At 58.0% G+C, this 18,559-nt stretch carries 14 protein-coding genes and 4 pseudogenes; 13 read left to right on the top strand and 5 right to left on the bottom strand.

Features of this window, described 5'->3' with window-relative positions; genetic code table 11:
* Window positions 1-393: 393 nt before the first annotated feature.
* A protein-coding gene (locus NE852_RS01970) for an IS3-like element ISRel21 family transposase (protein WP_085994809.1) occupies window positions 394-1,496 on the top strand; the annotation gives its coding sequence in 2 pieces (ribosomal slippage) (window positions 394-655 and window positions 655-1,496; 1,104 coding nt in all).
* A 301-nt stretch (window positions 1,497-1,797) separates the two neighbouring features.
* Here NE852_RS01970 and NE852_RS01965 read toward each other — a convergent pair.
* On the bottom strand, window positions 1,798-2,712 hold the full coding sequence (locus tag NE852_RS01965; protein WP_010034735.1) for a hypothetical protein: 915 nt from the start codon (window positions 2,710-2,712) through the stop codon (window positions 1,798-1,800).
* 935 nt (window positions 2,713-3,647) lie between these two features.
* Between NE852_RS01965 and nodA the strand changes: the two genes are divergently transcribed.
* Window positions 3,648-4,235 carry a nodulation N-acyltransferase NodA gene (gene nodA / locus NE852_RS01960; RefSeq protein ID WP_004679687.1) on the top strand — a complete coding sequence of 196 codons (588 nt, stop codon included), beginning with the start codon at window positions 3,648-3,650 and terminating at the stop codon, window positions 4,233-4,235.
* A gap of 410 nt (window positions 4,236-4,645) precedes the next feature.
* Here the strand turns inward: nodA and NE852_RS01955 are convergent.
* A pseudogene (locus tag NE852_RS01955) lies at window positions 4,646-5,026 on the bottom strand (GDP-mannose 4,6-dehydratase); the annotation flags it as partial.
* Window positions 5,027-5,335: 309 nt separating this feature from the next.
* On the opposite strand from NE852_RS01955, the pseudogene NE852_RS01950 reads away from it, so the two are divergent.
* A pseudogene (locus NE852_RS01950) lies at window positions 5,336-5,604 on the top strand (helix-turn-helix domain-containing protein); the annotation flags it as partial.
* Between the two features lie 49 nt (window positions 5,605-5,653).
* On the opposite strand, the gene istB reads toward NE852_RS01950, so the two are convergent.
* Both istB and istA read right to left on the bottom strand, forming a co-directional pair.
* Window positions 5,654-6,535, bottom strand: a complete 882-nt coding sequence (istB, locus tag NE852_RS01945; RefSeq protein WP_008536647.1) for an IS21-like element ISRel3 family helper ATPase IstB — start codon at window positions 6,533-6,535, stop codon at window positions 5,654-5,656.
* Window positions 6,532-7,791, bottom strand: a complete 1,260-nt coding sequence (gene istA / locus NE852_RS01940; RefSeq protein ID WP_037175809.1) for an IS21 family transposase — start codon at window positions 7,789-7,791, stop codon at window positions 6,532-6,534. Before istA ends, istB begins: the two co-directional genes overlap by 4 nt.
* A 145-nt stretch (window positions 7,792-7,936) precedes the next feature.
* On the opposite strand from istA, the pseudogene NE852_RS01935 reads away from it, so the two are divergent.
* The 9 genes and pseudogenes from NE852_RS01935 to NE852_RS01895 form a co-directional block, all read left to right on the top strand.
* Window positions 7,937-8,618, top strand: a pseudogene (locus NE852_RS01935) (IS630 family transposase); the annotation flags it as partial.
* 250 nt (window positions 8,619-8,868) lie between these two features.
* Window positions 8,869-9,762 carry a nitrogenase iron protein gene (gene nifH / locus NE852_RS01930; protein ID WP_004675840.1) on the top strand — a complete coding sequence of 298 codons (894 nt, stop codon included), beginning with the start codon at window positions 8,869-8,871 and terminating at the stop codon, window positions 9,760-9,762.
* Between the two features lie 107 nt (window positions 9,763-9,869).
* Window positions 9,870-11,372, top strand: coding sequence for a nitrogenase molybdenum-iron protein alpha chain (gene nifD, locus NE852_RS01925; RefSeq protein ID WP_010023084.1), 1,503 nt, complete (start codon window positions 9,870-9,872; stop codon window positions 11,370-11,372).
* A gap of 123 nt (window positions 11,373-11,495) precedes the next feature.
* On the top strand, window positions 11,496-13,037 hold the full coding sequence (nifK, locus tag NE852_RS01920; RefSeq protein ID WP_004677342.1) for a nitrogenase molybdenum-iron protein subunit beta: 1,542 nt from the start codon (window positions 11,496-11,498) through the stop codon (window positions 13,035-13,037).
* A gap of 58 nt (window positions 13,038-13,095) precedes the next feature.
* Window positions 13,096-13,398 (top strand): annotated as a pseudogene (locus NE852_RS01915) (nitrogenase component 1); the annotation flags it as partial.
* Between the two features lie 33 nt (window positions 13,399-13,431).
* The gene (locus NE852_RS01910) at window positions 13,432-13,920 is read left to right on the top strand and encodes a NifX-associated nitrogen fixation protein (protein WP_004679071.1); all 489 of its coding nucleotides are present in this window, start codon (window positions 13,432-13,434) and stop codon (window positions 13,918-13,920) included.
* Between the two features lie 24 nt (window positions 13,921-13,944).
* Window positions 13,945-14,148 (top strand): CCE_0567 family metalloprotein, encoded by a 204-nt coding sequence (locus NE852_RS01905; protein WP_009991124.1) that lies wholly within the window; start codon window positions 13,945-13,947, stop codon window positions 14,146-14,148.
* A complete protein-coding gene (gene fdxB / locus NE852_RS01900; RefSeq protein WP_004677870.1) occupies window positions 14,145-14,462 on the top strand; it encodes a ferredoxin III, nif-specific in 318 nt (105 codons plus the stop codon). Before NE852_RS01905 ends, fdxB begins: the two co-directional genes overlap by 4 nt.
* An 874-nt stretch (window positions 14,463-15,336) precedes the next feature.
* The gene (locus NE852_RS01895) at window positions 15,337-15,792 is read left to right on the top strand and encodes a phasin (RefSeq protein ID WP_012489581.1); all 456 of its coding nucleotides are present in this window, start codon (window positions 15,337-15,339) and stop codon (window positions 15,790-15,792) included.
* Between the two features lie 13 nt (window positions 15,793-15,805).
* Here NE852_RS01895 and NE852_RS01890 read toward each other — a convergent pair whose 3' ends face one another.
* Window positions 15,806-16,012: an NAD(P) transhydrogenase subunit alpha gene (locus NE852_RS01890; protein WP_085994811.1), complete on the bottom strand. Its 207-nt coding sequence runs from the start codon at window positions 16,010-16,012 to the stop codon at window positions 15,806-15,808.
* 502 nt (window positions 16,013-16,514) lie between these two features.
* On the opposite strand from NE852_RS01890, the gene hemN reads away from it, so the two are divergent.
* On the top strand, window positions 16,515-17,867 hold the full coding sequence (gene hemN, locus NE852_RS01885) for an oxygen-independent coproporphyrinogen III oxidase (RefSeq protein WP_008536465.1): 1,353 nt from the start codon (window positions 16,515-16,517) through the stop codon (window positions 17,865-17,867).
* The last annotated feature ends 692 nt before the right edge of the window (window positions 17,868-18,559 follow it).

Raw genomic sequence — 18,559 nt, 5'->3', positions numbered from 1 at the left:
AAAACCAAAAGTCCGATCCCAATCAGTGTCGTCACGAAGAGGGTGAGTGCTAGGCGCCCAAGCGGCAACTTACCGATCATACCCGCGACGGAGAATCGCAATGTGACAGTCGTGACGGTGAATGTCAGAAAGAAGACATTCGGTGAGAGTCCGCGCGTTTCGGCATATATGCTTTGAAACGTGGACAGGCCTGCGAACGTACAAGCACCGATCGCCAACATGACCACCGGCAACACCGTTCTCCCCCACAAAATAGACATGGTCGTCGGATCGGATAAGCGACGGCGCTGGTAGAAAGTTGCGGCTGATGCTGATCTGAACCCTTCAAACTGGACCAGTTTTGGTTAGAGTTTTCCGGTGCATTTTCCTGGCTGGGAAAGGGACCAGAAGACGATGAAAGCGTCGCAGTTTTCGGACGCTCAGAAGGCGTTCATTCTGAAGCAAGGTGATGAAGGCGTGTCGGTTGCTGAAATCTGCAGGAAGGCGGGGATCAGCCAGGCGACTTATTTCAACTGGAAGAAAAAATACGCGGGCATGCTGCCACCGGAGATGAAGAGGCTGAAACAGCTCGAGGACGAGAATTCGCGCCTGAAGAAGATCGTCGCGGATCTGACGCTGGACCGCGAGATGTTGCAGGATGTCATCCGCCGAAAGCTCTAAGGCCTGCTCGGAAGCGGGAGATGGTGAAAGGCATGTGCTGCGATTGGGCGATCTCGATCCGACGTGCTTGTGGAGCGTTGAACTTCGATCGATCAACTCACCACTATACCTCTCGCCGTGCTGATCAGGCCGGTCTGGAACGTCGTATTCGCGAGATCTGCGAGATCCGTGTGCGGTACGGCTATCGCCGCGTGCATGTGCTGTTGGAACGCGAGGGTTGGGGCACCAACATCAAGCGAACCTACCGCATTTACAGGGACTTGGGGCTACAGTTGCGGAACAAGACACCGAAGCGGGGGGTAAAAGCCAAGCTTCGCGAGGATCGGCACATGGCCGTCGGACCCAACGACGTCTGGGCGATGGACTTCGTTCACGACCAACTCGCAACGGGTAAGAAACTGCGCGTGCTGACGGTGGTCGACACCTTCTCGCGCTACGTGCCGGTGCTTGATCCACGTCATAGCTATAGAGGCGAAGACGTTGTGCAAACCCTTGAACGGGTGTGCCAAAAAGCCGGCTATCCGAAAACGATCCGTGTCGACCAAGGGACCGAGTTCGTGTCGCGCGACTTGGACCTGTGGGCCTATTCCAAGGGTGTGACGTTGGACTTCTCACGCCCCGGCAAGCCGACTGATAATGCTTTCATCGAAGCGTTCAATGGCCGCTTCCGTGCAGAATGCCTGAACCAGCATTGGTTCCTGACCCTTGCGGATGCCCGCGAAAAGATGGAGGATTGGCGTAGATACTACAATGAGGAAAGACCTCATGGTGCGATCGGCAACAAGGTGCCGATCTCGTTGGTGAATTCGGGAGGCGCAACCAGCCCGCCTCCCTGAATGAAGCCGGAAAACTCTAGCATCCGGTGGTCCAACGTTTGGGAGCGTTTCAAAGACCGCCGAGGCTCTAATCGCCGCCGGATGAAAATTCAGTGGCAGGTCATTTGGTCTCGATGTTGCACAAGGAGCCAATTCCAGCGGCCACGAAGTACTTGGTATGCACCCGTGGGAACAACATGGGCGCTTCAATTGAACGGAAACTCAAATTTATGGCTGGCTCTGACAAATTACGGACGATCAGCGATAGTTCGGGTCTCCAGCGGGATTGCAGCATGAGGCCGGCAGTCAATACCAAAGGACATTACTGCGACTTCGCCGAATGCCGGTAATAGACATCCGCCAGAATGTGGTGGTCATGGCGGTAGACTTCGGCCATGATATTATAGAGGCTTGGATCGTGAGCCTCGAAATCTTCTGATGTGGCAATGGTGAGATTGCCTCGGCTGTAAGCCAAGTTCGTATTGAACCAAAATCGCGTGCCCTCGGCCCAATACTCATCGACGTTGTTCTCCATATAGGAACACGCCCAGAGGCCTTTCTCGTAGGCGTGCGAATAGGCACGTTCAACTCGTGCAACGAGATCAGGATCTACCGTGCGCAGCGCGTTGAAAATATTATGTGAGAATTCGTGAACAAGAATGTTCCCGCCGTAATACCGCGTGCCCGGCACGCCCATCAAATTCTCCACAGCTCCCGTCGTGTAGAGCCCGCCCATGCCGCGCGCCCTTTGTGCCCAGTAGTCTCGGGCAGTCATCTTGCCGATCGTGTTGGCGTAATCCCGCCGCTCGTCAGGGGTGAGACGTGGATCATCGGGAAGAGGCTTCTTCCAATCCCGCTGCTCGGGAATATCAGTCGTCGTCTCGTCAATTGCCATGACGCCCACCCGCGCTCCAGCCTGGATTAAAGCATCGCGGACATCACGGCGTTCTGACAACATGTAGAGGACAATGTCACGTGAGATCAATAGTGCCGTGTCTGGAACCTTGTTTGACGAAATAATAGGTATGCCCGCTGCGTCAGCATATTTGGCATAAAATGGATCCAGATTGAGTGATGTCGGTGGGCTGCGAACTATGAAAGTCTCGAAACTCGATACATCAGCCGCGGACAAAGGCGAGTCAGATAAGACATTCTCAGCGCCGCCGAGTCTGCCTGCGGATGCAGCAAGAAGGTACCCACCGCACAACACCATCCCCATCGAGCATACATCCATCATCGTGACCTCTCGTTAACGGCTGTCTTTCGTGAGACGACGCAACAACCGTGCCAGTCACTAAGTATTTCCTCGGGGGCTCATCGGCGCCGCCGGCTCTGTACCAGACCATGTGCGTGACGATCGGCAACCGGTGACCAGGGTATGACGATCACCTCATACCGTTATCTAGGAGAAAATTGCGATCTCGCGGCCGCCTCGCCAGTCCTGGGAGGCGTTTGCTGTGTCCGGGGTCCTAAAAGCTTGCACCGGAAACGCACTGATCTAGGAATCCATTCCTGTACCCATCATCTTCTCCCGAGGTCGGGATCGCCAGGCAAGTATGTCCTCTGGCAATCTTCGCCGATACCCAGCGTGCCGGTCCATGGGCTGCGATAGCCAAAGCGAACCAGGGCGTTTTGCGAGGGGAACCCCTTTCAGATTCAACAGGAGAATGCTGCTGCCTATCGCCGCGTCCCATTTTGTGTGGAATCAGACTGTCGCAAACCGAACATTCCGAAAAAACCCCTCCGCCAGGTCGGGTCGTTCGACGACTTTCGACGCCGGGATAGACCAGCCCGGTTCCGCCGAGGGTTCTAATGTGATCTCGACAATTTGCCTGATTATCGCCGAAAACGTCTTTGGCTTGCTTCTGCCTGAGTAGCGAGCCTCTCAGTCATGGTCAACTTTTCAGTTCAATGTCCTGGATGCCTGATCAAGATGATCCAGCATGATGGACAAGGCGGCATGTTCACGAAGAAGTTGGAGCAGCCGCTTCATCTGGCGTCGGCAGCCGATGGCAGGCCGATTGATTGGAACGCATCCATTGGACGGATGAGTTCCATCCAAACAAATGATTTCACCAGCTTATACCAGTGCCATTAGAAGCGCCCCAACGAGTGCGTATCAAGTAGTTGCTCTGTCGACGCCTGGACAGAGTATTAAGTGGAGGTTTAGGTATGAGCCCTCAGGTGCGGTGGAAAGTGTGCTGGGAAAACGAGTTGGAGCTCTCTGACCACACGGAGCTCGCAGATTTCTTTCGGAAGACCTATGGGCCAACTGGAGCTTACAACGCCCTTCCATTCGAAGGTGCTCGTAGTTGGTCAGGAGCTAGGCCCGAGCTTCGCGTAATAGGCTATGATGCGCACGGTGTGGCCGCTCACATGGGGTTGTTGCGTCGTTTCGTTCGGGTTGGCGAGGTCGATCTACTCGTATGCGAGCTTGGATTGTGGGGCGTGCGTCCAGATCTTGAGGGGTACGGCATTAATTCGATGCGCATTGTTTACCCAGTGCTGCAGCAACTTGGCGTTCGGTTTGCGTTCGGCGGTGTTCGGCAGGCGTTGCGCAACCTTGTTCTCAGGCTCTGCCGAAATGGTCTTGCGACGGTTTTGGAAGGGGTACGCGTGCGATCCACCCTTGCCGATGTTTATCTCAACCTCCCGCCGACGCGCTGTGAAAACGTAATTTTGGTAGTATTCCCAATAGGATGCTCAATGAGTGATTGGCCATCGGGGACCTTGATCGAGCGGAATGGCCCTGAGCTATGAAAGAGCATGGTCCCATAGCTGAAGTTATCCGAAGAGACGGTGGCGGCCCAGTGATCGGTGCGTCTATTTAACCCTCGATGACGGACCGACCCACACGATGACACATCCCGCACCTTTCGATCTGCGAACGCTTAGACGTCAAGCGTGAGATATTCGAGACAAGCAGGACCATCAGGAACATATGCCCCGAAGCCTCGGTACCGCAATCCGGGCACCTGGTGGAAGTATGAACATCATCGGCTAATGCCGTATTTTTGCGCGCTCGCGGGTTCACGATCCGCGCTCCTCGTTCGACCCGCTAACTGACGCCACTGCCGCAGAGCACGGCATCGGAGCCTGCGCACAAGCGCACTGCCGACCATACTGCGATGGCCGACAACCCAGATCTTCTTGTTGGACAAGTCGTACACTCAGAGCTCTTCCCGGCTGTTCAGGGCCTTCCAGTGCTTGACATCCTCGCGCACCATCTCGGCGACGAGCTCCTGAACCGGGGCCTTGTGTTGCCAGCCCAGCTTCTGGCGGGCCTTGGTCGGATCACCGGCAGAAGATCAACTTCCGTCGGGCGGAGGTATCGAGGATCGACTTCAACAAGGCAGGCACCGGACGCGGAGTCGTAGCCAGTCGACGCCGGACGCCTTCCATTCCAAAGTAATGTTCACGTCGGCAAAAGCCCGCTCGAGAAATTGGCCGACACTCGTCGTCTCGCCGGTCGCCAAGACGTGGCCATCCGGTTTGTCCTGCTGCAGCATGCGCGACATGCCCTCGACATACTCACGTGCGTGGCCCCAGTCGTAGCTCCTGGCGCTGTTTTTGGCCAGCTGTCGGGCGCGGCGGGCCTGCGCGATCGAAGTTGGCTTGTTCAGCCACAAGGCGAAGCTCTATCACCTGGGCGCTCGCAGCGTCTCCCGTGCGATACGCCATTTCTCTCTTGGCTACAGGGATGTGCGATTGTCTCCTGTTTTCAAAGCTCTTTGTCCTGCTGATGGTCGCGGTCGCGCTGGCGCGCGGTCGACCTAGACATGTCCTGCGATTGATGAATCGATTGTGAGGTGACGAGAGCGACCGAAGCTGATTCAACATCCACAGCGGAGAGGTGGATGATGGGACAGGCCCTGAGCGATGATCTCCTAATACGGGTTTTGAAAGCGTCTGCGGCGGGCATGTCGGCTCGACAGGCTGCGGCTCGTTTCGGAGTTGGGATTTCGACGGCGATCCGCTGGATTGAAGAGCGAAAGAGGGTGAGTTAACTGCTCTGCCACAGAGCTGGAGACGACCTTCGGCAGTGGATGCACACGAGGAATTCGTTGTCGCGTTGATCAACGAGCGTAGGGATGTGACGCTCGATGAGATGGTTGAGCGCTTGTCCGTGTCAATGCCGCGTGAATTTTCCTCAGAAGTGCCGAAGTAAAATTCCCCATTTATGCCGATGTGGACGCCACGGAGATTTGGGGATTTTTTGGCGGACGTCCACGTGGCTTTTGAGGTGGAGCGAACGCCGGCGGTGCGATCAGGGCTTTGGATCGGACATGCTCCGGCATCAGCTCGGCATGCTGCCGCAGCCGATAGCTTGATCCTTCGATCTGCACGACCACGGCATGATGAAGCAATCTGTCGAGCAGCGCCGTTGCGACGACGGGATCTCCGAAGACGTCGCCCCATTCTGCAAAGCCGCGGTTTGACGTCAGGATCATCGCGCCACGTTCATATCGCGCGTTGACGAGCTGGAAGAACAGATTGCCGCCGCCCTGGACGACGGGCAGGTAGCCGATCTCGTCGACGATCAGCAGGCTGGGCCTGCAGAAGAAGCGAATGCGCTCCTGCAATCTGCCTTCCCGCTCGGAGCGGGCAAGTGAGCCGATCAGATCGGCGAGCGTCGTAAAATACACACTCTTTCCGGCCTTCACGGCTTCGACGCCGAGCGCTGTGGCGAGATGGCTTTTGCCTGTTCCCGGCGGACCAAGGAAATGAACGGCCTCGTGACGATCGACGAAGCCGAGCTGCGCCAAGGTGAGTATCCGATCTCGATCAAGCGAAGGCTGGAAGGTGAAGTCGAAGCCGGCGAGCGTCTTGATCGTCGCAAGCCTGCCCATTCGCAGTGCGGTCTTGATCCGGCTGTTCTCGCGTAAGGTGAGTTCCTCGGAGAGAAGGATATCAATGGCTTCCAGCGCGGAAAGCTCACCGTGCTCGAGGCGTCGAACGACGTGGTCGAGAGCTTCGAGTGCACGTGGCATCTTCAGGCCGACGAGATCATGACGGATACGATCGATCATGGACGGAATGGCATCGAGGGCCGCGCTCATGGGCGATTCTCCTGTGCCAGGACTTTGCCGACGGCATCGTAGAAGGCGAGAGATCTCTGAAGCACGGTGTCGCCGGCGGGCTTGACGACAATGGCGTCGTCGCGCGTCCTGGACCGATGTTGCGGCGCGAGTGTTCGTCGATGCTCAGGATGAACTCGGCGCTGTTTGCGGCCCTCCAGGACGGGATGGGCTGCGATCAGCACGCCGTTCTCGAAGATGCGGACCTCGTCAGCGAGAGAATGGACTTCCACCGTTCGGCTTCGCGTAGCATCCGGAACGCTATAGGTGTTGCCGCCGACGCTGACCATTCCCTCCCGCGATACCCGGCGCTCCAGCTTCAGAACGGATTTGAACGGAGCCAGCGGTAACGGTCGCAGGTGCTTCCGCTCCTCGGCGAAGGCTTCATTGACGACACGCAGGGTCGTGGCATGCTTCCTTGGATTGGCGACGGTATCCAGCCAGTGCCGGAGCTGGGCGTTCAGATCATCGAGGTTGCGAAACGAACGGGCGAGGAAGAAGTCTTCGCGGATATAGCGAAAGGGTCTCTCGACCTTGCCCTTCGTCTTGGCCCGATAAGGTTTGCAGGCCTTCGGGTGGAAACCGTAGTGGCGTGCCAGGTCGATCAGGGCACGGTTATAGACGATGCCTTCTGTCTGGCCTTCGCCGATAACGGCCGTCTTCATCCGGTCGTAAAGCACCTCTCTTGGAGCGCCACCAATGGCCTCGAAGGCCGCTATATGACACCGCAGGACGGTCGGCAGGTTCTGATGCATGACGAAGCGTGCCCAGATGAGGCGGCTATGACCCAGCACCATCGAGAACAGCCAGACGATCCTCGGCGTCATCGGTTCGTCGGTGAAGACGACATGGAACTGGGCGAAATCGACCTGGGCCTGCTCACCAGGCGGCGTCTCGAAACGAACTTCAAAGCCCTGACTTGCAACGGGGCGTACATCGCGGAGAAAATCCGTCACAGCCGTGTAGCCGCCGGTATAGCCTCGTTCACGCAGTTCTCGAAACAATCGACTGCCGGTCAGACCGGGATAGGATTTGACCCGCTCCCGCAAGTAAGAAGCGAACGGGTCGATGACCGTCGCCCGAGGCTTTCTTGGACCATAGGCCGGAGCCTCAAGTCCTCGCTCAATGTATTTGCGCACCGTCTTGCGATCGATGCCAGTTTCTCTGGAAATAGCCGACACCGTCAGCCCCTGCTGATGCAGATCCAGGATCATGATCGTCTCCCTCAGCTTGATCACCAATATCCCCCTTCCGACCATCGGAAGGAGTATCGGCGATGACGCGCCGCCGGTCTTCCGGGGCGCGCCCCGGAAGACCGGCGGCCGCAGCACCTGGGGAAGATTCAAACGGCACTAATGAGGAGTATTGCTCCGGTACTGACAGTCCGTCGAGCGGCAGGTGAAGATCAGCCGCAGCGCACTTGGCGCCTGGCTTCGAGGCCGTGGGTGGACCTTTAAAAAAAGACCGCACACGCACTGGAGCAGGACCGACCGGACGTCCTGAAGCGCCGGCGCGCCTGGTTCGATGGTCAATTGGACCTCGATCCGGAGAAACTGATCTTCATCGACGAAACCGGCCTCTCGACCAAGATGTCACGGTCTGCGCGGACGTGCATTGCGAGGTGAGCGTTTGCCGTGCCGGCGTGCCGCACGGCCATTGGAAAACAACGACTTTCACCGGTGCGTTGCGCCTCAGCGGAATGACCGCCCCATTCGTCTACGATGGCGCGATGAACGGCAACGTCTTCCTTGCGTATGTCGAACAGGTGCTGGTGCCGCCCCTGGAGATCGGCGACGTCGTCATTATGGATAACCTGCCTGCACACAAGATAGCCGGTGTCCGCGATGCCATCGAACGTGCCGGCGCCAAGCTCATGTTCCTGCCGCCCTATAGTCCGGACTTCAATCCAATCGAGAACGCATTCTCGAAGCTGAAAGCCATGTTGCGAGGCCGAGCCGAGCGAAAGATCGATGCTCTATGGGATGCGGTCGGGGCCTTGATACCTCGCTTCACTGCGGCAGAATGCGCAAACTACCTTAAGGCCGCTGGATATGACCCAGATTGAGCAGGATTTGCTCTAGCGGTGCAAGTGATGCCATCACGACACCGTCTGTCGGCTTTGTCTGATCGGCGACATTAGGTTTGTTTGGCAGTTTCCTGTGGTGGTTCGGAGTAACTTTCTGAAACCCAACAAAAGGATCTTTCCTTTGGCTCGATCGGCCCACATGGCACGGGTTTTGAAGATTGCCATGCGAGGCGGCGCGAGCTGCCTGCCTTTTACTCAGCGATGGATGGAACGAAAGAAGGAAGGCGATATGTCAGATTTGCGTCAAATCGCATTTTACGGCAAAGGGGGGATCGGCAAGTCCACCACCTCCCAAAATACGCTCGCAGCGCTTGTCGACCTCGGGCAGAAGATCCTGATCGTCGGATGCGACCCGAAAGCCGACTCCACCCGGCTGATCCTGAACGCCAAAGCACAGGACACGGTTCTGCATCTGGCAGCGCAGGAAGGTTCGGTGGAAGACCTTGAGCTCGAGGACGTGCTCAAGGCCGGCTACAAAGGCATCAAGTGCGTGGAGTCCGGCGGTCCGGAACCGGGCGTCGGCTGCGCCGGGCGCGGCGTCATCACCTCGATCAATTTCCTTGAAGAGAACGGTGCATATGACGATGTCGACTACGTCTCCTATGACGTGCTCGGCGATGTGGTGTGCGGTGGCTTTGCGATGCCGATCCGTGAGAACAAGGCCCAGGAGATCTACATCGTGATGTCCGGCGAGATGATGGCGCTCTATGCCGCCAACAACATCGCCAAGGGCATCCTGAAATATGCCCATTCCGGCGGCGTGCGGCTCGGCGGCCTGATCTGTAACGAGCGCCAGACGGACCGCGAGCTCGACCTCTCCGAGGCGCTGGCTGCCAGGCTCAATTCCAAGCTCATCCACTTTGTGCCGCGTGACAACATCGTCCAGCACGCCGAGCTCAGGAAGATGACGGTGATCCAGTACGCGCCGGACTCCAAGCAGGCCGGGGAATATCGGGCGCTAGCCGAGAAGATCCATGCCAATTCGGGCCAAGGGACCATTCCGACCCCGATTACCATGGAAGAGCTCGAAGACATGCTGCTCGACTTCGGCATCATGAAGAGCGACGAGCAGATGCTGGCCGAACTACAGGCCAAGGAGTCAGCGGTGGTTGCGGCTCAATAACTGCCGCTGTCGACAGGACGCGCTGGCCCTTGCGCCAGCGCGTCCTTCCAAGAAAGCCGCTTCGGCGACGACGACCTAACCCGAACCTTGAAAGGGGGCAGGGGCCCATGAGCCTTGATTACGAGAATGACAGCGTTTTGCATGAACAGCTCATTGCGGAAGTATTAGCGCAATATCCAGACAAGGCGGCGAAGCGCCGCAAGAAGCACCTCAGCGTCGCAACGAGCGGCGACGAGCCTGGCGATGAGCCGAAGGCCCTTTCCGAATGCGACGTCAAATCGAACATCAAGTCCATTCCGGGCGTGATGACGATCCGCGGCTGCGCCTATGCCGGTTCCAAAGGCGTGGTATGGGGGCCGGTCAAGGACATGGTCCACATCTCGCACGGGCCGGTCGGTTGCGGTCATTATTCCTGGTCGCAACGCCGCAACTACTACGTCGGCCTGACGGGCATCGACACGTTCGTGACGCTGCAGTTCACCTCAGACTTCCAGGAAAAGGACATCGTGTTCGGCGGCGACAAGAAGCTTGAACAGGTCATCGACGAGATCGAGGAGCTTTTCCCCCTCAACAACGGCATCAGCGTGCAGTCGGAATGCCCGATCGGGCTGATTGGCGACGACATTGAGGCGGTGTCGCGCAAGAAGGCCAAGGAGCACGAAAAGACGATCGTGCCGGTACGCTGCGAGGGCTTCCGCGGCGTCTCGCAATCGCTCGGCCACCACATCGCCAACGACGCCATCCGTGACTGGGTTTTCGACAAGAACGAAGTCGAGTTTGAGACCGGCCCTTACGATGTCAACGTCGTCGGCGACTACAATATCGGTGGCGACGCGTGGGCTACGCGCATTCTATTGGAGGAGGTGGGGCTGCGCGTGGTCGGCAACTGGTCGGGTGATGCCACGCTCGCTGAGGTCGAGCGCGCGCCAAAGGCCAAGCTGAACCTCATCCACTGCTACCGCTCGATGAACTACATCTGTCGGCACATGGAGGAAAAATACGGCATCCCGTGGATGGAATACAATTTCTTTGGTCCGTCCCAGATCGAAACCTCCCTGCGCGAAATAGCCAAGCACTTCGGTCCGGAAATCGTCGACAAGACCGAGGCTGTCATCACCAAGTACCGGCCCCTGGTCGATGCTGTCGTCGACAAGTACCGGCCGCGCCTCGAAGGCAAGACGGTGATGCTCTATGTCGGCGGCCTGCGTCCTCGCCACGTCATCACGGCCTATGAGGACCTCGGCATGCGGATCGTCGGCACCGGCTACGAGTTCGCCCACAACGACGACTATCAGCGCACCGGCCATTATGTGAACAAGGGTACGCTGATCTATGACGACGTGACCGGTTACGAGCTGGAAAAGTTCATCGAAGGCATCCGCCCCGACCTTGTTGGGTCCGGCATTAAAGAGAAGTATCCGGTGCAGAAGATGGGCATCCCCTTCCGCCAGATGCACTCCTGGGATTATTCCGGCCCGTATCACGGCTATGACGGCTTCGCCATATTCGCCCGCGACATGGATCTGGCCATCAATAATCCGGTGTGGGATCTCTACGACGTCCCCTGGAAAAAAGAGGCCGCGCCAGCTGAGGCGGTTGCGGCCGAATGAGAGCCTGGCCTGTCTTGGGAAGGGGCAGGCCAGGCTCTTCCCATCGGACTTGATCCGCACTCGTGACAGATGACATCCCATTGCCGCCACCGGTGCGGCGCGATGAAAAGAAAGGTGCTTACTATGCCGCAGTCGGCGGAAAAAGTTCTCGACCATGCTCCCCTGTTCCGCGAGCCGGAATACAGGCAGATGCTCGCCGAGAAGAAAGCCAATTTCGAATGCCCCCACCCGGATCAGGTCGTTGCCGATCAAAACGACTTCACGAAGACCTGGGAGTATCGCGAAAAGAACCTGGGCCGCGAAGCCCTGGTCGTGAACCCGGCCAAAGCCTGCCAGCCGCTCGGTGCCGTCTTCGCAGCCGCAGGCTTTGAGCAAACGATGTCCTTCGTCCATGGCAGCCAGGGCTGCGTCGCTTATTACCGTTCGCATCTGTCGCGTCACTTCAAGGAGCCTTCATCGGCGGTCTCGTCCTCGATGACGGAGGACGCGGCAGTGTTCGGCGGGTTGAAGAACATGGTCGACGGGCTCGCCAATACATACAAGCTCTACGATCCGAAGATGATCGCCGTCTCGACCACCTGCATGGCCGAAGTCATTGGAGACGACCTCCACGGCTTCATCGAAAACGCAAAGAACGAAGGGTCGGTCCCGCACGACTTCGATGTTCCTTTCGCCCACACGCCTGCCTTCGTCGGCAGCCACGTCGATGGCTATGACGGCATGATCAAGGGCATTCTGGAGAACTTCTGGAAAGGCAACGAGCGGAAGGAGGTTGCTCAAGCCATCAACATCATTCCCGGCTTCGACGGCTTCTGCGTCGGCAACAACCGCGAACTGAAGCGCCTGCTCGACATGATGGGCGTATCCTACATCTTCATCCAGGATGCCTCCGACCAGTTCGACACGCCGTCTGACGGTACGTACCGCATGTATGACGGCGGCACGAAGATCGAGGACTTGAAAACGGCGTTGAATGCCGAAGCGACCCTGTCGCTGCAGCACTATAACACGCGCAAAACGCTGGAATATTGCAAGGAGGTCGGTCAGGTTACGGCTTCGTTCCATTATCCGCTGGGTGTTCAGGCGACCGACGAATTCCTGATGAAGGTCTCGGAGATTACCGGCAAGGAAATTCCTCCGGCAATCGGCCTGGAACGCGGCCGTCTCGTCGACGCTATGGCAGATAGCCAAGCCTGGCTGCACGGGAAGAAATACGCGATCTACGGCGATCCTGACTTCGTCTACGCCGTTGCCCGGTTCGTCTTGGAAACCGGCGGTGAGCCGACCCACTGCCTTGCTACCAACGGCACGTCGGCCTGGGAAGCCGAGATGAAGGCGTTGCTCGCATCCTCGCCCTTCGGCAAGGATGCCCAGGTCTGGGCGGGCAAGGACCTGTGGGCGTTGCGCTCGCTGCTCTTTACCGAGCCGGTTGATCTTATGATCGGCAATTCCTATGGCAAGTATCTCGAGCGCGACACCGGCACCCCATTGATCCGGCTGACCTTTCCGATATTCGACCGGCACCATCACCACCGTTTCCCGCTCATGGGCTACCAAGGCGGCCTGCGCGTCCTGACGACGATCCTCGACAAGATCTTCGACAAGCTCGATCGCGAGACGAGCGAGCCGGGTGTGACGGACTATTCTTACGACCTGACCCGCTAGGAGCGGCGGCGGTCGGCCTTGTGAGGCCGGCCGCCTTCATCTGAACTTGGAGACCGCAATGCCCTTGCTCAATGCTAAAGTCCAGGATGTCTTCGACGAGCCTGCCTGCGAGAAGAACCGCAGCAAGGATTCCAAGGCGCGCAAAAACGGCTGTTCGAAGCCGCTGATCCCCGGGGCGGCAGCCGGCGGATGCGCTTTCGATGGCGCCAAGATCGTGCTGCAGCCGATCACCGACGTCGCGCACCTGATCCATGGGCCTCTCGGCTGTGAGGGCAATTCCTGGGACAACCGCGGATCGGCTTCCTCAGGTCCAACGCTCTGGCGCACGAGCTTCACGGCGCTGACCGAAGCAGGCGCCATTGAAAAGAAGCCTTTCGATGAGGAGGACTAAGAAATGGGTACATTGACAGGAAGTACGAATGGCCCTGCTGTCAACGAAGATGGGGATCTCGCCACCCCTTTTCTCAGATGCCTGATAAGGCTCATCCGCGCTCAGGATGCCCATGGGGCGTGGGAAGGCAAATCGGACGCTGACCTGCTGGCCGACTTCATCCTCACCAAGGAGCAGCGCCGTAAGATCCCGATCATAGGCGATCCGGATCCTGATGTGCTGTGGAGGCTACAGAATTTTTACAGTTGCGTGGGGCTTGTGATCGAAGAGTGCACAGGCCTGTTGGCATCGCCGATCATGACGATCGGCCATGAGGGCTTCGGCCGCTTGCTTTTCACGACTGGACGGTTGGTCGTTCTGTCGAAGACCCTGCGCGATGTCCACCGGTTCGGCTTTGAGACGCTAGGCAAGCTCGCCGAGACCGGCACGAAAATGGTCGATGACGCTATTGAAGTTATCGAAACCTATCCCGACGTGGCGCGGGCATCATGAAATCAATTTTCGAGGAAAGAGATCATGTCAGACATTGTGGAGCAGCTGAAGAAGGTCCGCAAGCTGCAGTCCCGCGCCGCCGCTGCGAAGATGGAGTTGCACGATCTTGCCGAGGACCTTCCGATTAATTGGGCTAGAATCAAGACCATTGCAGGAGAGACGTTCGACGCCTTCGCCGAGTTGAACGCTGCGAAGGAAGAGCTCGCTGCATTGGAGAATTCACGATGACTGGCCCTTTCGTCACGCGCGACGGCTCCAGCTGGGTGCCGGAGTACCTGACCTGCATCGATGCTACAACCTGCATCGGCTGTGGCCGATGCTTCAAAGCCTGCTCTCGCGAAGTCATGCACCTCTATGGCGTCGGTGAAGCGGGTGAAATCCTCGGCATCTGCGACGACGAGGAGGAAGACTTCGATGGCGAGCTCAATCGTATGATCATGGTTGTCGATGAGGCCGGCCGCTGCATTGGTTGCGGCGCCTGCGCGCGCGTCTGCCCGAAGAACTGTCAGACCCATGTCGCGGCAGACAAGGTTACTGCGTGATCTCGCGAACAAGTCAACGCTGTTACCTTCAGATCGTTTGTTGTCTCCTGCTGCTCGTCGTCTGCGCAAACGAACGAACGTAGTTACTTCGTGTGGCATTCCATCCACAAAGTTAGCGCTGCGATGGTGGCTAGTTCGTCGCTTCTTTCAATAGGACTTTTTTAAAAGCGCGAAGTGGCGATCGCTGTCTCGTCGCCCTCGGCGATGAACTTATCCGGTTGCCAAGGCAGATGCCCCGCGATTGGATCGCCACAGATCGTGCCGTTCGTGTCCCATGCCTGATCCGCGGATGCGGCGGTTCTAATCAATGGCGGCCGGTGCAAAGAAGGCACTGCAATTGCACGCAATGTCTCGCGCAAGCTGACCGTCAAGGTAAGCACCAGTGCGCAGCTGACGGAGGCACTTGCGGCGAGGACCGCAACGCCACTTTCCACCCCGCAGGCTCAATACGATCCGACACAGGACGATCCTGAGCGCGGTTGAATTACATGCTAATTCCCTTGTCCCCAGCGCAACCGTCGACATTTCTCGCAAATGTCGGGCATCCGCCACTTTTGTCAGGTTTGTCGTGATTGGAACGTTTTGTTCGCCGGTCTCTCCGTCAAATACACATCAACCTGCCCTCAACCCGCCCATTGATAAAAGAAAATCATCTTCTTGGCGCGTCGGAGCAGTTGGCATGGTGTTTGCTGATCCCTGGTTACAAGCGGCAGAAAGCAGTCTGCATGATGCCGGTTCATGAAACGAACGGAACGGAGGCCACCTGACCGTTCGTCATCGGATCCGCGTTCTACCAAGCGGCCATGCATCCGCCGGCGGAAGGGTCAATCCCGATGTCACAGCTTGCAACCAACTCAAAGAGAAGGAAAATGCAATGACCAAGATTTCCGAAAGATCCTTTGAAACGATCGAAAACCCGGGGTCATCGTCGCTCAAGGTGCCAGATCAGTTCGGCGCATCTGTTGAAAAGGGGAACAAGAAGGTGACAGAGGCTCTTTTGAAACTTGCGTCCGGCGCTGAAGCGACACAGAAAATGCTGCCTCCGATCCTCGAAACGACAAGTCTATTCGGCAACGAATTGTGGTGGAAGACGATCGCTGCACTGCAGGCCGACGCCGAGGCCAGCTTCTCACATTTGCAAGCTTTGCTGGGCGCGAATTCGCCGTCGCAGATCCTCGAACAGCAGTCGACCTTTTTCCGCAAGCGCGTTGAGACAAGTTTGCAGCACGCCAAGGAAGTCCGGGTGCTCTCAAGCAGGGCGGTGGAGGAAATCTCAAAGCCGGTCAAGGATGCTTTTGACAAGGTGCTGACGGACCTCAAGGCGACGTAAAACTGAGGAGACCCTAGAAATACCGCGCGGTGATCTGCCCGGTGAAGAAACACCTGAAGTTCGCACTCGCTTCGATGACCGCCCGGTAACCCCGATCTTTCCCATTCATCTTCTGTGCACGGCTGATGCGCGGGACCATGTCTATGGCGCTTATATTCGCGCCCGAATGCAGAGCCCGCTTGAGCAACTCATTGTTGGCTGCGGGATAGAAGAAAGCGATTAGCGTCTTTTCAGGCGACAGCAGGGCGACCTCATTGATCGAGGCGCACCTTGACGATCACGTCGGCGGCCGCGGCGAGGGCCTGTGGAATTGGAAAACGACCACGACTTCCGCGTTTCGGTAGGCTTCGCTCGAGATTCCCGCCGTTAGGCCGGCACCAGTTCCACTGGCGATCAACAAACTATCGCCGGGGGCCAGCGCATGGAGCGAGCCGAAACCGTGGGATGGCTCGACCGGCGACAGCACGCGGACACCAATTTGTTTCACCCGTTTTGCGTATCAGTCATTCTTGCTCATTTCCTTGTGGCACGTCTCTTCGAACAGCCGGGACCGCGGCTCGACCCATGTCAGAACGAGATGTTAGGCGGGTTCGAAAGTGCTGACTTTCACAGCGGACAAAGATCCGGCTGATTCTGGCCTGAGACGTCATCATTGATTTGGGACAAGGAAGCCGGCGCGGCCGGAGGTCATAAAGCATCCTGTTTTGAAAAGGGATGCGAAAATGTCTGATGATCTGATCGCCAAATACGGCGATGCGCGGGTTCCGCGTTATACGAGTTACCCGACGGCGGCGGCTTTTTCTGCAGCCGTGGGGCCGGATGAATATGCCGGCAATCTCGCCCATATCGCCGCGGCTGGCCCGGTTTCGGTTTATCTCCACGTCCCGTTCTGCCGTTCGATATGCTGGTACTGCGGCTGCCACACGACCATCACCCGGCAAGACGCTCCGGTCGCCGACTATCTCGACGTGATGAAGGAAGAGATCGAGCTCGTCTCTTTTGCGGCCGGAAACGACGTGCCCGTCAAGTACGTGCATTTCGGCGGCGGCACGCCGTCGGTCATGAAGCCGCAGGAATTTTCGGCTCTAATGGCAAAGCTCAGGAGTGCCTTCACGTTTGAAGCGAAAGCCGGCGTCGCAGTCGAGATCGACCCTCGCACATTGGTCGCCCCCATGATCGATGCGCTCGCCGAAAACGGCGTCGACCGCGCAAGCCTCGGCGTCCAGAGCTACGATCCGATCGTGCAGGCCGGTATCAAGCGGCTGCAATCCTTTGAGCAGACGGAAAGGGCGGTCGCCGGGTTGCGCTCAGCAGGCGTCAGCAGCATCAACTTCGACCTAATTTATGGCCTTCCGAAACAGACTGTCCAATCTTGCATCGAGACGGTCCGGCTGGCTGCAGAACTGCGTCCCGAACGTTTCGCCGTTTTCGGTTACGCTCACATACCCGCTTTTAAGAAACATCAGCGCCTGATCGACGAAGCATCGCTGCCGGACGCAAAACAGCGGAACGAGCAGGCGGAAGTGATCGCCGAGGAGCTCCAGAAGGCCGGATATCTGCGCATTGGGCTCGATCATTTTGCACTGCCGAACGATCAGTTGGCGCTCGCCGCGCGCAACAGAACGCTGAGGAGAAACTTCCAGGGCTATACCACGGATGATTGCGATAGCCTGATCGGCCTCGGCGCATCTGCGATCGGGCGGCTGCCGGCCGGCTATATGCAGAACCACGTGCCTCTCGGCCTCTATGCCGAGCGAATTGCCTTCGGGGTGCTGCCGACCGCCAAGGGATATCTTCTCAGCGAGGAGGACAAGCTTCGGGCGAGGGTCATCGAGAGGCTGATGTGCGATTTCGAAGCCGATCTCGGCCAGTTGAGCAGCGGATCGGGTTTCGACACCGGCTTCCTTGTCGAGCGCAACGACCGTCTCGGCGAGCTCATGGCCGACGGCGTCGTGACGATCAGCGGTGAGCGGATTGTCGTATGCGAGGAGGCGCGCTTCATGGTCCGTGCAGTCGCGGCGGCATTCGACGCCTATTTTAGCTCGCACGGGCACACGCACAGCAAGGCAGCCTAGTACTTGTCGCCGGAAGTGTGCATCGGTTCCGGCGACACGAAACGCATCAAAGGCCGCGCGAGAAGACATCGAGTTCCCGTTTCTCGATCGAGGACCCTGCAGTTATCTTCCCAGGAGTCCCGTCGACAACGGCACGTCGAGGAGGATCGACGTCGCTAGTTCGTGTGAAGCAGGGCGGGCGCACTCACAAATACGGTCATCGGGCCGCCCTGTCACAAGTAGATGGGCGCCCGTATCACCGCCTGGACGTCGAGGTCGTTATCGTCGAGCTTTTCGGCTCATTCAAATACAGCTCGATCTCGGCAGGCCCCGGCCCAGGGTATCGTTGGCGACTGACGTCGAACCTTTAAGGTGGCGTGGGCAAGCGTCGGTCCGCAGAGTTGTGCCCATCGCGATTATGGCGGCCGCGCAGGCGCCTGAAGGAGCCTTTTCGCGAGGTGAGCTACCGAGCGCCATGATCGACGGCTCTCGCCCTCTCACGAACGCGGTTGTTCGAGCACGTCGAAGGACGAGGCAGGGGTCTCCTAGTTGTAGGACTTGCCTGCCGCGGGGATTTCGATCAAACGTTCGACGGCGCCTTCCGTGCAATTCTTGGGTAACCAGAACGAGACCCCGGGTTTTGGCTGGCATCTCCTTCGCGACTGCCGCGCAAAAAAACGACCTCGTTATATTCGTCGTCAGCGAGATTGCCG

This window comes from Rhizobium sp. Pop5 (assembly GCF_024721175.1).
In the GTDB taxonomy this organism is placed as follows: Bacteria; Pseudomonadota; Alphaproteobacteria; order Rhizobiales; family Rhizobiaceae; genus Rhizobium.
This window is presented reverse-complemented; position numbering and strand designations above follow the sequence as displayed.

Excerpts from the sequence above, each read along its gene's own strand:
- NE852_RS01965 (WP_010034735.1), bottom strand. The coding sequence starts at position 2,712 with ATGATGGATGTATGCTCGATGGGGATGGTGTTGTGCGGTGGGTACCTT.
- nodA (WP_004679687.1), top strand. The coding sequence starts at position 3,648 with ATGAGCCCTCAGGTGCGGTGGAAAGTGTGCTGGGAAAACGAGTTGGAG.
- istB (WP_008536647.1), bottom strand. The coding sequence starts at position 6,535 with ATGAGCGCGGCCCTCGATGCCATTCCGTCCATGATCGATCGTATCCGT.
- nifH (WP_004675840.1), top strand. The coding sequence starts at position 8,869 with ATGTCAGATTTGCGTCAAATCGCATTTTACGGCAAAGGGGGGATCGGC.
- nifD (WP_010023084.1), top strand. The coding sequence starts at position 9,870 with ATGAGCCTTGATTACGAGAATGACAGCGTTTTGCATGAACAGCTCATT.
- nifK (WP_004677342.1), top strand. The coding sequence starts at position 11,496 with ATGCCGCAGTCGGCGGAAAAAGTTCTCGACCATGCTCCCCTGTTCCGC.
- NE852_RS01910 (WP_004679071.1), top strand. The coding sequence starts at position 13,432 with ATGGGTACATTGACAGGAAGTACGAATGGCCCTGCTGTCAACGAAGAT.
- NE852_RS01905 (WP_009991124.1), top strand. The coding sequence starts at position 13,945 with ATGTCAGACATTGTGGAGCAGCTGAAGAAGGTCCGCAAGCTGCAGTCC.
- fdxB (WP_004677870.1), top strand. The coding sequence starts at position 14,145 with ATGACTGGCCCTTTCGTCACGCGCGACGGCTCCAGCTGGGTGCCGGAG.
- NE852_RS01895 (WP_012489581.1), top strand. The coding sequence starts at position 15,337 with ATGACCAAGATTTCCGAAAGATCCTTTGAAACGATCGAAAACCCGGGG.
- hemN (WP_008536465.1), top strand. The coding sequence starts at position 16,515 with ATGTCTGATGATCTGATCGCCAAATACGGCGATGCGCGGGTTCCGCGT.